This is a genomic window from Mycobacterium sp. E740 (assembly GCF_001672895.1).
Taxonomy (GTDB): domain Bacteria; phylum Actinomycetota; class Actinomycetes; order Mycobacteriales; family Mycobacteriaceae; genus Mycobacterium.
Map to the genome: position 1 here is coordinate 1 of NZ_LZKP01000137.1, position 13,127 is coordinate 13,127.

Consider the following 13,127-nt stretch of genomic DNA (forward strand, 5'->3'; position numbering starts at 1 on the left):
GATCGGCTCACGATTCCATATCGTCACTTTCGTCCCACCAGTCACATCAGTACCGTCGTTCACGTCGGGCCCGACCCGGCAGCGCAGACCCGCTAACCGCCGTAGCCCATGTATTGAGGAGACTTCCGTGCCGAACCGACGTCGACGCAGGCTGTCGACAGCCACGAGCGCAGTCCTGGCCCTGGCAGTCGCGAGTCCCGCCGCAGTAGTCGCCGTGACCGAGCTGTCGGAAAGCGCCCAGCCGGCGACGCACCGCGAGTTCGTCCAGGCGGCGATGATCACCGATCTGCCCAACGAGCTGATGTCGGCCCTGTCCCAGGGCCTCTCGCAGTTCGGCATCAACCTGCCACCGATGCCCACCGGAATGCTGACGGGGTCGGGGCCGGGCACGACGACCACGCTCACCTCGCCCGGCCTCACGTCTCCCAGCCTCACGTCTCCCAGCCTCAGCTCGCCGTCGCTGACCACCCCGGGGCTGAGCACACCGGAGCTGACCACCCCCGGCCTGACGACGCCCGGTCTCACCACGCCTGGTCTCACCACTCCGGGGCTGACCGCGCCGAGTGCGACGGTGCCCTCGGTCACCGCGACCGGGCCGTCCCTGACCGATCCAGCGCTGACCAACCCCGCGCTGACCAGCCCGTCACTCAGCACACCAGCCGCTGATCCGAGCGCCCTGACGACACCGGGCCTGTCGACGCCGGCGGCGCTGACCAACCCGGCACTGGGGACGACGCCGATCTCGGCCACCTCGGGCTTGCCCGCGCCCGGCGAGGTGCCGATCGCGGCTCCCATCGGGCTCGACCCGGCCGCCGGAACCTATCCGATCCTCGGTGACCCCTCGCTGGCCGCGGTGCCCGCGGCCGCCCCCGCCAACAACGGAGGCATCATCGGCGAGCTGTCCGGCATGGCCGATCAGCTCGGTGCGGGACAGGCGATCGACCTGCTCAAAGGCATGGTGATGCCGGCGATCATGTCCGCGGTGAAGCCGCCGGCCGCCGCCGCTCCGGCCGCCGTTGCCGCCGTTCCCGCCCCGCCCGTGACGCCCTGAGACCTGTCACCGAACGGCACCGCAGAAGCCACTGAGGCTCTGCGGTGCCGGCGTGCTGCCGATTTTGCCGCCCGCCGCGGCCGTGTCGCACCACAGGTAACAACTTGCACATACGTAACATCAGGCCGTGCCGCCTCGCCGTCCAGCGTCGTCATTGATCTTCACCGCGCTCGCGGCGACGGTCGTGGTGCTGCCGATGGCGATCTACGGCGTTCCGGGTGAGTGCGACGACCGGGCGGCCACGCCGGATGCCCCGCAGCTGGCGCAGCAACCGTTGACCGGCGTCGGCGGTGGCGAGACGATCCGCGAGGTTCATCAGGACACGCCGTTCTCGTTGGTCGCACTCACCGCCGACGACTTCGCCGGGACGACGGCCCGGGTGCGCGCCCGCAAGGCCGACGGGACGTGGGGTCCGTGGTACGACGCCGAGCCACTCGAAGGTGTCGGCCCTCAGACACCTGGCGCCGGCCCACTCGGCACCGAGCCGGTGTTCGTCGGCCGCACCACCACCGTGCAGATCGCGGTGACCCGGCCGCCCGATGCGGCCAAGACCTCTGAGCCGGCGCGCCCCCCGGCATCCGGTCTGGGGTATGTCCCGGCCAGCGTGGAGCAGCCGATCGGGCAGAACCTCAACGCCGTGCTGATCAGCCCGCCACAGACGCCGCCGGTGGACACTTTGCCGCCCCCGTCGGCGGTCAACGCGCCCGGCGTACCGCCGAACATCATCAGCCGGTCGCAGTGGGGCGCCGACGAATCGATGCGTTGCGGAAACCCGCAGTACGACTTGGGAATTCGCGCAGGCGTGGTGCACCACACCGCAGGTAGCAACGAATACGCGCCCGAGGACTCCGCGGGCATCGTGCGCTCGGTCTACGAGTACCACACCCGCACGCTGGGTTGGTGCGACATCGCATACAACGCGCTGGTCGACAAGTACGGGCAGGTCTTCGAAGGCCGCGCCGGCGGCATGACCAAACCCGTCGAGGGCGCGCACACCGGCGGCTTCAACCGCGACACCTGGGGTGTGGCGATGATGGGCAACTTCGAGGCGGTGCCGCCGACGCCGATCCAGTTGCGCACGACGGCCCGGCTGCTGGGATGGCGCCTCGGACTCGACCACGTCGACCCACGCGGCACGGTGGTGCTGGCCTCCTCGGGCGGCCCGTTCTCGAAGTTCCCAACCGGTGCGACGCCGACCTTGCCGACGATCTTCACCCACCGCGACGTCGGAGCGACGGAGTGCCCCGGTAACGCCGCGTATGCGTTGATGGACCACATCCGCGACATCGCCGCGCGGTTCAACCACCCACCGGGTCCGGACGATCTGGCCGAATCACTGCGCGGGGGAGCGATTTTCGCCCGGTGGCAGGCGATGGGGGCGATGAACAGCCCGCTGGGCAGGCCGACGTCGCTGGAGGCGTCCGGCGAGGGCGGCACCCGCTACGTGACCTTCGAACACGGCGCCGTCTACTGGTCACCGCAGAGCGGCGCAGAACCGGTCACCGGCGAGATCTACAAGGCGTGGGGCGCCCTCGGCTTCGAACGCGGGGCGCTGGGACTGCCCACCAGCGCAGAAATCCACGAGCCGCAGTGGGTCGTGCAGAACTTCCAGCACGGAACCCTGAACTTCGACCGGGAAAAGGGCACTGTGACAAGGGTTTTCGACGGTATACCGGTCGAGCTGCCCAAGCCGGCCGATGACGCCGCACCCGTGCAACTCGAGCGGTTCACCCCGCCGATCAGCACCTGAGCCGGCGCTACATCCACCACCGCTCGAGGACGCGCGCGACACCGTCGTCGTTGTTGGTCGAGGTGACCTCGTCGGCCGCGGCCAACGCTTCCGGGTGCGCATGGCCCATGGCCACCCCCAGCCCGGCCCAGTCGAGCATCGGCACGTCGTTGGGCATGTCGCCGAAGGTGACGACTTCCTCGGCGGCGATGCCGAGCGGACGGGTCAGCTCCTCCACACCGGTGGCCTTGCTGATGCCCGCCGGCATGATCTCCACCAGACCGTTGTTGGTGGAGTATGTGATGTCCCCTTGTGCGCCAACGTGTTCGGCCAACGCTGCGGCCATGTCGGCGCTGCGCGCACCGGACTTGCGGATCAGCAGCTTGACAGCGGGCGCGCTGAGCAGGTCGTCGAGAGACACTTCGGTGTTGTCCGGGTTGAGCCATGCGTGTTCGTAGCCGGGAGAGCTCACGAACTGCGGGGTCGCGGCGTCGTGGGCGCTGCGGCCCACCCGCTCGACGGCCAGGCCGGCGCCGGGGATCACCCGTGTCGCGATGTCGGCGAGCTCACCGAGCATCTCGGTGCTCAGCGTGCGCGCCGACACGATGCGGTCCGTGGCCGCGTCGTAGATCACCGCACCGTTGGCGCACACCGCCATCGGGGCGAAACCCAACTCGTCGACCACCGGCTCGACCCACCGCGGTGGCCGCCCGGTCGCCAGCACGAAGTGCGTCCCGGCCGCTCGCGCGGCGGCGATGACGGCCCGGGTGCGCGGTGTGATCCTCTCGCCGTCGTCGAGCAACGTGCCGTCGACGTCCGAGGCGATGAGCCGAGGCAGGGTCATTTCCGAGTCATTTCCGGGGTCACCGCCGACTCCTGGCTGCCCGCATGCGCGCCCGCTCGGCCAGCTCCGCCTCGTCGAGTGCCCGCGCTTCGTCGACCGACGGCGCGCCCCCGCCGAGCCGGCGCGGCAGCCAGAACGCCCGCGGCGGACGGGGATAGTCGCGCTGCGCGCTGTCCAGCAGTCCGGTCATCGCCGCGCGCAGGCGCTGCGACGTCTGCTCCGTCGAGTCTCCAGCCTGCAGGGGTCTGCCCACCTCGACGGTGATCGGCATCTTGCCGCCTCCTCGTCGGCCCCAGAGGCGCCGCGGATGGTCTTTCGTCCAGAGCCGCTGCGCTCCCCACACGATGAGGGGAACGATCGGCACACCGGCTTCGCGGGCCATGCGCGCGGCACCGGTCTTGAACTCCTTGAGCTCGAAGCTGCGGCTGATCGTGGCCTCGGGGTAGACCGCCACCAGCTCACCCGCCCGCAGCCGTTCCACCGCCACGGCGTAGGCACCGGCGCCGGCGTCCCGATCCACCGGGATCGTGCCCGTGCGGCTGATCAGGAAGTTGACCACCTTCACCCGCTGCATCTCTTCTTTGATCATGAACCGCAGCCGCCGCCCGCGGTAGTACGCGGCCAGCGCCGCGGGCAACCAGTCCACATAGCTGGTGTGGTTGATCGCCACCACCGCACCGCCACGCGCCGGAATGTTCTCCAGACCGTGGTAGGTGATTCGGATCCCGTTGACCCTGACCGCCGCCTTGACCAGTCTTTCGAGCGTGTAGAAGACGGGCTCCATCTGCGCTACCCCGGTGCTCCACTCGGGTCGGGGCGCTGCGCGCGCCGCGCGGCCTTCTCGGCTGCCTCCTCGGCGTCCATCCGGTTGGCCTCGGCCAGCGTCGGCGCTCCCCCACCCAGCCGGTGCGGGACCCAGAACTCACCGGCAGGATGCGGGCCGTAGGCGTCCTGCACCTGCTCGAGCAGGTGCTGCATCCGGGAGTGCAGCAGCGCGGTCAGCTCCACCGCCGGCAGGGTCGGCTCGATCGGTTCGCCGACCGCGACCGAGATCGGCACCTTGGGCCGCCACATGTTCTTCGGGTGCCCCTTGGTCCAGATCCGCTGCGCACCCCACACGATGTGCGGCACGATCGGCACGTCTGCGGCGATGGCCATCCGCGCGGCGCCGGACTTGAACTCCTTGATCTCGAAGCTGCGGCTGATGGTCGCCTCCGGGTAGACGCCGACCAGCTCACCTTGTTTGAGGTTCCGGCACGCTTCGTCGAACGATCCCGCGCCGCTCTCGCGGTCCACCTCGATGTGGCGCAGGCTGCGCATGATCGGTCCGGTGACCTTGTGGTCGAAGACCTCTTTCTTCGCCATGAAGCGGACCTTGCGCCCGAGCCGCTGCCGGTAGGCGGGCAAGCCGGCGAAGGTGAAGTCGAAATAGCTGGTGTGGTTGATCGCGACGACCGCGCCGCCCGTGGCCGGCAGGTTCTCCACGCCCGTGACGGTGAACTTCAGCCCCTGGACGCGCCACGCCAGCCGCGCCAGTTGGATGACGGTGCCGTATGCAGGTTCCACATCAGGCAGCCTAGTCGCGTGACCGTTCCCGACGAACCCGTGCCGATTCCGGCGGTCGTCGCGCAGATCGCCGACGGCAGGCCGGTGCGCGCGGTGTGGGTCAACGAACTGGGCGGAGTCACGTTCGAGGTCGGCGGCGCAGAATTCGTCAAGGTTCACACCGCGGCCACGGCACACCTGTTGGCCGCGGAGGTGCCCAGACTGCGCTGGGCCCGGCACTACACCCCGGTGCCCGAAGTGCTGACGGCCGGCCCGGGCTGGCTGCACACCGCACGGCTGGCCGGACGCTCGGCGGTCGACCCGCGCTGGACCGACGAGCCGGCCACCGCGGCACGAGCCATCGGAGCCGGACTGCGCCGGTTGCACGGCTCGCTGCCGGTCGAGGGCTGTCCATTCGGTGCGCCGTCATGGGTGCCCGCGGACGCCCCGCCCGCCGACCGCCTGGTGGTATGTCACGGCGACGCCTGTTCGCCCAATACCCTGCTCGACGACGGCGGCTCGTTCAGCGGCCACGTCGACTTGGGCGACCTGGGGGTCGCCGACCGATGGGCCGACCTGGCCATCGCCACGATGTCGCTGGACTGGAACTTCCCGACCGACGGTCCGGGCGGTTTCCAGGAGCTCCTCCTCGATGCCTACGGCGTCACCGCCGACGTCGACCGCATCGCCTACTACCGACGCGCGTGGGACGAGGAGGGGCCGTCGGCGGGCTAGACTCGACCGGAGTCCGCACCTCATCGAAAGGGTATTTGTGCAGGTCACGAGCGTCGGGCATGCGGGTTTCCGCATCGACACCACGGCTGGCAGCATCTTGTGCGACCCCTGGGTCAACCCGGCGTACTTCGCCTCGTGGTTCCCCTTCCCCGACAACAGCACCCTGGACTGGGACGCGCTCGGCGACTGCGACTACCTGTACGTCTCGCACCTGCACCGCGACCACTTCGACCCGAAGCTGCTGCGCCGGCACGTCAACAAGGACGCGGTGGTGCTGCTGCCGGACTACCCGGTGCCCGATCTGCGCCGCGAGCTGGAGAAGCTGGGCTTTCACCGCTTCTTCGAGACGACGGATTCGGTCAGCCACACCGTCAGCGGCCCCAAGGGCGATCTGACGGTGATGATCATCGCGTTGCGTGCCCCAGCCGACGGCCCGATCGGCGACTCGGGCCTGGTGGTGTCCGACGGCACGACCACCGTGTTCAACATGAACGACGCGCGCCCGGTCGATCTCGACGTGGTGCACGCCGACTTCGGCCACGTCGACGTGCACATGCTGCAGTATTCGGGCGCCATCTGGTACCCGATGGTCTACGACATGCCCGCCCGCGCCAAGGAAGCGTTCGGCATCCAGAAGCGCCAGCGGCAGATGGACCGCTGCCGCCAGTACATCGCACAGGTCGGCGCCACCTGGGTGGTGCCGTCGGCAGGGCCGCCGTGCTTCCTCGATCCGGAACTGCGCGACCTCAACGACGACCACGGCGATCCGGCCAACATCTTCCCCGACCAAGCGGTGTTCCTTGATCAGCTGCGCACGCACGGCCATGACGGCGGGCTGCTGATGATTCCGGGATCGACTGCGACTTTCACCGGCTCACAATTGGATTCGCTGACACACCCGCTGCCCGAGGAGCAGGTCGAGTCGATCTTCACGACCGGCAAGGCCGACTACATCGCCGAGTACGCCGAGCGGATGGCCCCCGTGCTGGCCGCGGAGAAGGCGAACTGGGCCCCTGCGGCGGGCGAGCCGCTGCTGGAACCTCTGCGCACCGCCTTCGAGCCGATCATGATCCAGAGCGACCAGATCTGCGACGGCATCGGCTACCCGGTCGAGTTGCGGATCGGGCCGGAGACAGTGGTTCTCGACTTCCCGAAACGCGTTGTCCGGGAACCGATCCCAGACGAGAAGTTCCGCTACGGCTTCGCGATCGCCCCGGAGTTGGTGCGCACCGTGCTACGCGACGACGAACCGGACTGGGTCAACACCATCTTCCTGTCCACCCGCTTCCGCGCCTGGCGCGTCGGTGGTTACAACGAGTACCTGTACACGTTCTTCAAATGCCTGACCGACGAGCGCATCGCGTACGCCGACGGCTGGTTCGCCGAAGCGCATGACGACTCATCGTCGATCACGCTGGACGGCTGGGAGATTCAGCGACGGTGTCCGCACCTCAAGGCCGACCTGTCGAAGTTCGGTGTGGTCGAAGGCTCGACGCTGACCTGCAATCTGCACGGGTGGCAGTGGAATCTGCAGAACGGCCGTTGCCTGACCACCAAGGGGCACGAACTGCGCAGCGAGAAGCTGTGAGCGCCGCGCCGGAGCAGTATTACGACGACGGGCTCATCCAGCTCGACCGTGAGGCGATCACGTTGCGCCGCTACCATTTTCCGTCGGGCACGTCGAAGATAATCCCGCTGCGGGCGATCCGCGGCTACCGGGCCGAAGCGCTCGGACTGTTCACCGAGCGGTTCCGCATCTGGGGTAGTTCGGATTTTCGCCGGTGGATGCCGTTGGATGTGTGGCGGCCGATCAAGTCCACGCTAGTGACGCTCGACGTGACCGGTGCGCGGCCCAAGCCGGCGTTCACCCCTCAGCGGCCCAAGGAGTTCCTGGCCAAGCTCGACGAACTGCTGGCCGACTAACGTCGGCCGCGGCGCAGTCGTCGCGCCGCCAGCACCCCGGCGCCGGCCGTCGCGACCCACGGCCCGGCCACGATGAGCGGATCGAGCCACATGTGGTTGGTGTCGGCACGCCTGCTCTTGAGCCTCGCAGCGAGACCGTCGTATTCGAGCTCAGTCCTGACTCCCGTTTCGGTGACCGGGTTGTCCGGGCGCAGGCTCAGCAGCGCGCCCAGGTGGTGCTCGACCGCGTCGACGCGGTCGGCCAGGATCAGCAGCAGCCAGTGCGCGGCGCGGCCTTCGCTGTAATTGCGGTAGGAGTAGCGCCGGATCATGCCCGACAGTCCTCGCGGCGGCGTCGACGTGCCGAACACCGGTGTCAGGAACTTGTGCTCGATCGAGCGCTCCCTGGGCCAGTTCTCGGGTTGGCGTTCGGGGAAGTCCCAGCGCGCCCCGGTCTCGACCGGCTTCAGCTTCGGCACCGAAGGGCGGTCGGCCGGATCGAGATCCACACCCCATCCGGGGATGCGGGCGCGCAGCTCGTCGGAGGTGGGGACGGGAGGATGGGCGGCGGTGTAGGGCATGACGCTCCTGTCAGGCGGCGGTGGGCACGATGACCGGCTTGATGCAGTCGTCGAGCTTGGCGGAGAAGATGTGGTACCCCTCGGCGATGTGCTCGAGCGGAATGCGGTGGGTGATGATCTCGCTGGGCTTGAGATAGCCGTTCTGGATATGTGAAAACAGCCGGGGCCATTGGCGTTTCACCGGGCACTGGTTCATGCGCAGGGTGAGCCCCTTGTTCATGGCGTCGCCGAATTTCACCGCGCTGAACATCGGGCCGTAGGCACCCATCACCGAAACGGTCCCGCCTTTGCGGACCGAGTCGATCGCCCAGTTGAGTGCGACCGGTGACCCGCCCTGCAGCTTGAGTTTGGCGGCGGTGATGTGCTGCAGCAGGTTCCCGTCGGCCTCGGCGCCGACGGCATCGATGGCCACGTCGGCGCCGAGATACCCGGTGGCCTTCTTCATTTCGACGACGATGTCGTCGTACTCGGCGAAGTTCCGCGTCTCTGCGTGGGCCAGCGTGCGGGCCTTCTCGAGGCGGTACTCCAAGTGGTCGATGACGATCACCCGTCCCGCCCCCATCAGCCACGCGGACTGCGCGGCGTACAGGCCGATCGGCCCGGCACCGAACACCGCCACCACGTCGCCCTCGACGATGTCACCGAGCTGTGCGCCGAAGTAGCCGGTCGCCAAGGCGTCGGTGCACATCAGCGCGTCCTCGTCGGCCATCCAGTCCGGGATGATCGCCGGGCCGACGTCGGCGAACGGCACCCGGACGAATTCCGCCTGGCCGCCGTCGTAGCCACCACATGTGTGCGAGTACCCGTAGATTCCGCCGACGGCAGTCGCGTTCGGATTGACGTTGTGACAGTTCGAGTACAGCCCCCGGGCGCAGAAGTAGCACGATCCGCAGTAGACGTTGAACGGCACCATGACGCGATCGCCCGGCTTGAGGTTCCGCACCGACGGGCCGACCTGTTCGACGATGCCGATGAACTCGTGGCCGAAGGTCATGCCGACCCGCGTGTCGGGCATCATGCCGTGGTACAGGTGCAGGTCCGACCCACAGATCGCCGCGAGCGTCACGCGCACGATCGCGTCGTTGGGGTGCTCGATCGGCGGAACGTCTTTTTCTTCCACCCGGATCTTGTACGGGCCGCGGTAGACCATCGCTCTCATGGGCCATTGCTACCCGGGCCCAACCGGGCGAAACATGCGAATCCGGCGGGCTACCCGGCCGGTGTCAGCAGGTCCGTACCGACGAAGGGCACCAGTGCAGCCGGGACCCGCACGCTGCCGTCGGGCTGCTGGTGGTTCTCCAGGATCGCCACCAGCCACCGTGTCGTCGCCAACGTGCCGTTGAGCGTGGCCGCGGCCTGCGGCCGTCCGTTCTCGTCGCGGTAGCGCACCGCCAGCCGCCGCGCCTGAAACGTCGTGCAGTTCGACGTCGAGGTCAGCTCGCGGTACGCCTGTTGCGTGGGAACCCATGCCTCGCAATCGAATTTGCGCGCCGCAGAAGACCCGAGGTCGCCCGCGGCGACGTCGATGACGCGGTACGGCACCTCGATGGCGGCCAACATCTCGCGCTGCCAGCCCAGTAGCCGGTCGTGCTCGGCCTCGGCGTCCTCTGGCTTGCAGTAGACGAAGCCCTCGACCTTGTCGAACTGGTGCACCCGGATGATGCCGCGGGTGTCCTTGCCGTGACTGCCCGCCTCACGGCGGAAACACGACGACCACCCGGCGTACCGCATCGGGCCGGCGGACAGGTCGAGGATCTCGTCGGCGTGGTAGCCGGCCAACGGCACCTCGGACGTGCCGACGAGATACAGGTCGTCCGCCTCGACCCGGTACACCTCTTCGCTGTGGGCGCCGAGAAAGCCGGTGCCGGCCATGATCTCCGGGCGCACGAGCACCGGGGGGATCATCAGCGTGAAACCGTTCTCCGTGGCGAGGCGGGCCGCCAACTGGAGCAGGCCCAGCTGCAGCAGCGCGCCGGCTCCGGTGAGGAAATAGAAGCGCGCTCCGGCGACCTTGGCGCCCCGTTCCAGGTCGATCAGCTTCAGAGACTCGCCGAGTTCGACGTGGTCCTTCGGATCGTCGATGCGGGGCGGCTCACCGACGGTATCCAGCACCACGAAGTCGTCCTCGCCGCCGGCGGGCACGCCGTCGACGATCACGTTGGACAGCGCCATGTGGGCCGAGGTGAACGCACGGGCGGCGTCGGCCTGATCGGCCTCGGCGGCCTTGACCTTCTCGGCGAGTTGCTTGGCCTGGTCGAGCAGCGCGGGCCGCTCGTCGGGCGCGGCCTTGCCGACCAACTTGCTCGCGGCCTTCTGTTCGGCGCGCAGGTTGTCCGCGGCCGAAACCGCGGCCCGGCGCGAGGCGTCGGCCTCGAGCAGCGCGTCGACGAGGCTCGGGTCTTCTCCGCGGGCGCGTTGCGAGGCGCGAACCGCATCCGGGTTGTCCCGCAGCAACTTGAGGTCGATCACGGGCGCAACCCTACTGGTCGGCCCACCGGCCCAGCACAACCGCGTAACTTTACAACTGCAACAGTTGTCACAGCGCCTGACACGCCTGTCACAATGGAGCAGATGTTGGAGGCACCCGGTCGTCCGATCGCCGCCGAAGAGCAGGCTGATCTGCACCAAGACGACACACAACCGTCGCGACGCGCGGCGTGGTGGCAGAGTCTGCACGCCACGCCGACCCGCCGCGCCCTGCTCCTCACGGCTCTGGGCGGGCTGCTCATCGCCGGTTTCATCACCGCGCTGCCGCAGAGCGAGGGAGCCAACGGGCTGACCGCCAGCACGATCTCGCTGGGGCCGCGCGGCAACGCGACGTTCGAACACGCCAAGGCGGGTGACTGCCTCAACTGGCCGGAGCGCACGCCCGACGCCGCCGAGATCGTCGACTGCAAGGCCGAGCACCGGTTCGAGGTCGCCGAGTCGGTGGACATGCGGACCTTCCCGGGCAGTGAATACGGGCCCGATGCGGCGCCGCCGTCGAGTGCCCGCATCCAGCAGATCAGCCAGGAACAGTGCGCCACGGGCGTGAAGCAGTACCTCGGCGAGCATTTCGATCCGAACAGCCGGTTCACCGTCAGCATGCTGTGGTCGGGCGACAAGGCCTGGCGTCAGTCGGGCGAGCGCCGCGTGCTGTGCGGGCTGCAGTTGCCCGGCCCCAACAATCAGCAGTTGACGTTCACGGGCAAGGTCGCCGACATCGACCAGTCCAAGGTCTGGCCCGCAGGCACCTGCCTGGGCATCGACCCGACCACCAACCAGCCGACCGACATTCCCGTCGACTGTGCGGCCCCGCACGCCATGGAGGTCACCGGCGCGGTCAACCTGGCCGACAAGTTTCCCGGCGGCTTGCCGCCCGAGCCCGAACAGGACAACTTCATCAAGGACGCCTGCACGCGGATGACCGACGCGTACCTGGCCCCGATCCAGTTGCGCAGCACCACGCTGACGCTGATCTACAGCACCGTCTCGCTGCCGAGTTGGTCGGCAGGCAGCCATCAGGTGTCGTGCAGCATCGGCGCGACCCTCGGCAACGGGGGTTGGTCGACGCTGCTCAACAGCGCCAAGGGTCCGCTGATGATCAACGGTCAGCCGCCGGTGCCGCCACCCGACATCCCCGAGGAGCGGCTCAACTTCCCGCCGATCCCGATGCCCCAGGACGACACCGGCACCGGTTCGCAGAGCACGAGCGACCAGTCCTCGAGCAGCAACAGCAGTAGCAACAGCAATTCCAACAGCGACAGCAGCCAGCAGTCGACGCACGGGCCACAGCAGTCGGCGAACACCGGCGAGTCCGCCACGCCGGCCAGCCCGGAACCTGGCCCCGGCAACACGTTCCTCAACGGACCGCCGCCCGCGCCCGGCGCGCCGCCGGGTCCGGCCGCGCCGCCGCCACCTGCGCCGGCCGCTCCCCCGCCGTTCCTCCTGCCGCCGCCACCCGCGCCGGCCCCGGCCCCGGCGCCGGCACCCGGGCCCGTGCCGCCGGCGCCGTAGCCACGTGCCCGTGCGGATGAGTTCGCAACGGTTCGACGAACTGGTGTCCGAGGCGCTGGACCTGATCCCGCCGAAGCTGGCCGACGCGTTGGACAACGTCGTCGTGCTGGTCGAGCCCCGCAACGACGAGGAACCCGACCTGCTGGGCCTGTACGAGGGCGTCGCACTGACCGAACGCGATTCCTGGTACGCGGGCTCGCTGCCCGACAAGATCACGATCTACCGTGAGGCGCTGCTGGACAGCTGCGGCAGCGAGGACGAGGTCGTCGACGAAGTGGCGATCACCGTGATCCACGAGATCGCACACCATTTCGGCATCGACGACGAGCGCCTTCACGAACTCGGCTGGGCTTGACAGCGCGGCAACCACGCATTGTCACCCCGCAGTGCTATCAAGGTGCCATGACCGCGTGCCGAGACTGTGTGGCAGGCCTCGAGCACTGCCACGGCACCCTCATCCACCACACGGCGTACCGGGTGGAATGCACCGAACCGGACTGTGTGACCCCCGAGGTGGTGCACACGTTCGTGCTGGACTGCGAGGCGATCGGCTGTGTTTGCGCGGTCGAGCTGCGTGCAGTGGGGGACGATGACGCCGCCGTTCTATCCCGAGCCCGACGTGCACCCGGTCGAAGACGCCCTGCAGTCAGCCGACCCGATGGGCTGACAGCTCGACCGCGCAAACACAGCCGATCGCCTCGCAGTCCAGCACGAACGTGTGCACCACCTCGGGGGTCACACAGT

13 protein-coding genes and 1 pseudogene are annotated in these 13,127 nt (G+C 68.7%); 8 read left to right on the top strand and 6 right to left on the bottom strand.

Annotated elements, in window-relative coordinates; genetic code table 11:
* Positions 1-127: 127 nt before the first annotated feature.
* Together A5663_RS13050 and A5663_RS13055 are read left to right on the top strand one after the other, a co-directional pair.
* Positions 128-1,051 carry a hypothetical protein gene (locus tag A5663_RS13050; RefSeq protein ID WP_068149308.1) on the top strand — a complete coding sequence of 308 codons (924 nt, stop codon included), beginning with the start codon at positions 128-130 and terminating at the stop codon, positions 1,049-1,051.
* A gap of 196 nt (positions 1,052-1,247) precedes the next feature.
* Positions 1,248-2,801 (top strand): LGFP repeat-containing protein, encoded by a 1,554-nt coding sequence (locus A5663_RS13055; protein ID WP_082974110.1) that lies wholly within the window; start codon positions 1,248-1,250, stop codon positions 2,799-2,801.
* Between the two features lie 7 nt (positions 2,802-2,808).
* Here A5663_RS13055 and A5663_RS13060 read toward each other — a convergent pair whose 3' ends face one another.
* The 3 genes from A5663_RS13060 to A5663_RS13070 are packed head-to-tail and all read right to left on the bottom strand — an operon-like array spanning position 2,809 to position 5,190.
* Positions 2,809-3,624, bottom strand: a complete 816-nt coding sequence (locus tag A5663_RS13060; protein ID WP_068149311.1) for a Cof-type HAD-IIB family hydrolase — start codon at positions 3,622-3,624, stop codon at positions 2,809-2,811.
* Positions 3,625-3,643: 19 nt separating this feature from the next.
* Complete coding sequence (locus A5663_RS13065) at positions 3,644-4,408, bottom strand: 1-acyl-sn-glycerol-3-phosphate acyltransferase (RefSeq protein WP_068149312.1); 765 nt, start codon at positions 4,406-4,408, stop codon at positions 3,644-3,646.
* 5 nt (positions 4,409-4,413) lie between these two features.
* On the bottom strand, positions 4,414-5,190 hold the full coding sequence (locus tag A5663_RS13070; protein WP_068149314.1) for a 1-acyl-sn-glycerol-3-phosphate acyltransferase: 777 nt from the start codon (positions 5,188-5,190) through the stop codon (positions 4,414-4,416).
* A gap of 18 nt (positions 5,191-5,208) precedes the next feature.
* Between A5663_RS13070 and A5663_RS13075 the strand changes: the two genes are divergently transcribed.
* Genes A5663_RS13075 through A5663_RS13085 form a run of 3 tightly spaced genes read left to right on the top strand, consistent with a single transcriptional unit; the run spans position 5,209 to position 7,827 of the window.
* Positions 5,209-5,904 carry a phosphotransferase gene (locus A5663_RS13075; RefSeq protein WP_068149316.1) on the top strand — a complete coding sequence of 232 codons (696 nt, stop codon included), beginning with the start codon at positions 5,209-5,211 and terminating at the stop codon, positions 5,902-5,904.
* A gap of 37 nt (positions 5,905-5,941) precedes the next feature.
* Entirely contained in the window at positions 5,942-7,492 is a 1,551-nt protein-coding gene (locus tag A5663_RS13080; protein WP_068149319.1) for an MBL fold metallo-hydrolase, read from the top strand.
* Positions 7,489-7,827 (top strand): hypothetical protein, encoded by a 339-nt coding sequence (locus tag A5663_RS13085; protein WP_068149322.1) that lies wholly within the window; start codon positions 7,489-7,491, stop codon positions 7,825-7,827. Before A5663_RS13080 ends, A5663_RS13085 begins: the two co-directional genes overlap by 4 nt.
* Here the strand turns inward: A5663_RS13085 and A5663_RS13090 are convergent.
* From A5663_RS13090 to serS, 3 genes are read right to left on the bottom strand one after another with little or no spacing between them, the layout of a single operon-like run.
* Positions 7,824-8,387, bottom strand: a complete 564-nt coding sequence (locus A5663_RS13090; RefSeq protein ID WP_068149324.1) for a hypothetical protein — start codon at positions 8,385-8,387, stop codon at positions 7,824-7,826. The genes A5663_RS13085 and A5663_RS13090 overlap by 4 nt on opposite strands.
* 10 nt (positions 8,388-8,397) lie before the next feature.
* On the bottom strand, positions 8,398-9,546 hold the full coding sequence (locus tag A5663_RS13095) for a zinc-dependent alcohol dehydrogenase (RefSeq protein ID WP_068149327.1): 1,149 nt from the start codon (positions 9,544-9,546) through the stop codon (positions 8,398-8,400).
* A gap of 50 nt (positions 9,547-9,596) precedes the next feature.
* Positions 9,597-10,856, bottom strand: a complete 1,260-nt coding sequence (serS, locus tag A5663_RS13100; RefSeq protein ID WP_068149329.1) for a serine--tRNA ligase — start codon at positions 10,854-10,856, stop codon at positions 9,597-9,599.
* Between the two features lie 93 nt (positions 10,857-10,949).
* Between serS and A5663_RS13105 the strand changes: the two genes are divergently transcribed.
* From A5663_RS13105 to A5663_RS23035, 3 genes and pseudogenes are all read left to right on the top strand, one after another.
* On the top strand, positions 10,950-12,383 hold the full coding sequence (locus A5663_RS13105) for a septum formation family protein (protein WP_068149332.1): 1,434 nt from the start codon (positions 10,950-10,952) through the stop codon (positions 12,381-12,383).
* Between the two features lie 4 nt (positions 12,384-12,387).
* Complete coding sequence (locus A5663_RS13110; RefSeq protein WP_068149334.1) at positions 12,388-12,738, top strand: metallopeptidase family protein; 351 nt, start codon at positions 12,388-12,390, stop codon at positions 12,736-12,738.
* A 207-nt stretch (positions 12,739-12,945) separates the two neighbouring features.
* Positions 12,946-13,050: pseudogene (locus tag A5663_RS23035) on the top strand (histidine phosphatase family protein); the annotation flags it as partial.
* Between the last annotated feature and the right edge of the window lie 77 nt (positions 13,051-13,127).

What these genes read in the sequence shown, in the direction of transcription:
- A5663_RS13060 (WP_068149311.1), bottom strand. Translation starts at nt 3,624, where the DNA reads ATGACCCTGCCTCGGCTCATCGCCTCGGACGTCGACGGCACGTTGCTC.
- A5663_RS13065 (WP_068149312.1), bottom strand. Translation starts at nt 4,408, where the DNA reads ATGGAGCCCGTCTTCTACACGCTCGAAAGACTGGTCAAGGCGGCGGTC.
- A5663_RS13105 (WP_068149332.1), top strand. Translation starts at nt 10,950, where the DNA reads ATGGAGCAGATGTTGGAGGCACCCGGTCGTCCGATCGCCGCCGAAGAG.
- A5663_RS13095 (WP_068149327.1), bottom strand. Translation starts at nt 9,546, where the DNA reads ATGAGAGCGATGGTCTACCGCGGCCCGTACAAGATCCGGGTGGAAGAA.
- A5663_RS13090 (WP_068149324.1), bottom strand. Translation starts at nt 8,387, where the DNA reads ATGCCCTACACCGCCGCCCATCCTCCCGTCCCCACCTCCGACGAGCTG.
- A5663_RS13055 (WP_082974110.1), top strand. Translation starts at nt 1,248, where the DNA reads ATGGCGATCTACGGCGTTCCGGGTGAGTGCGACGACCGGGCGGCCACG.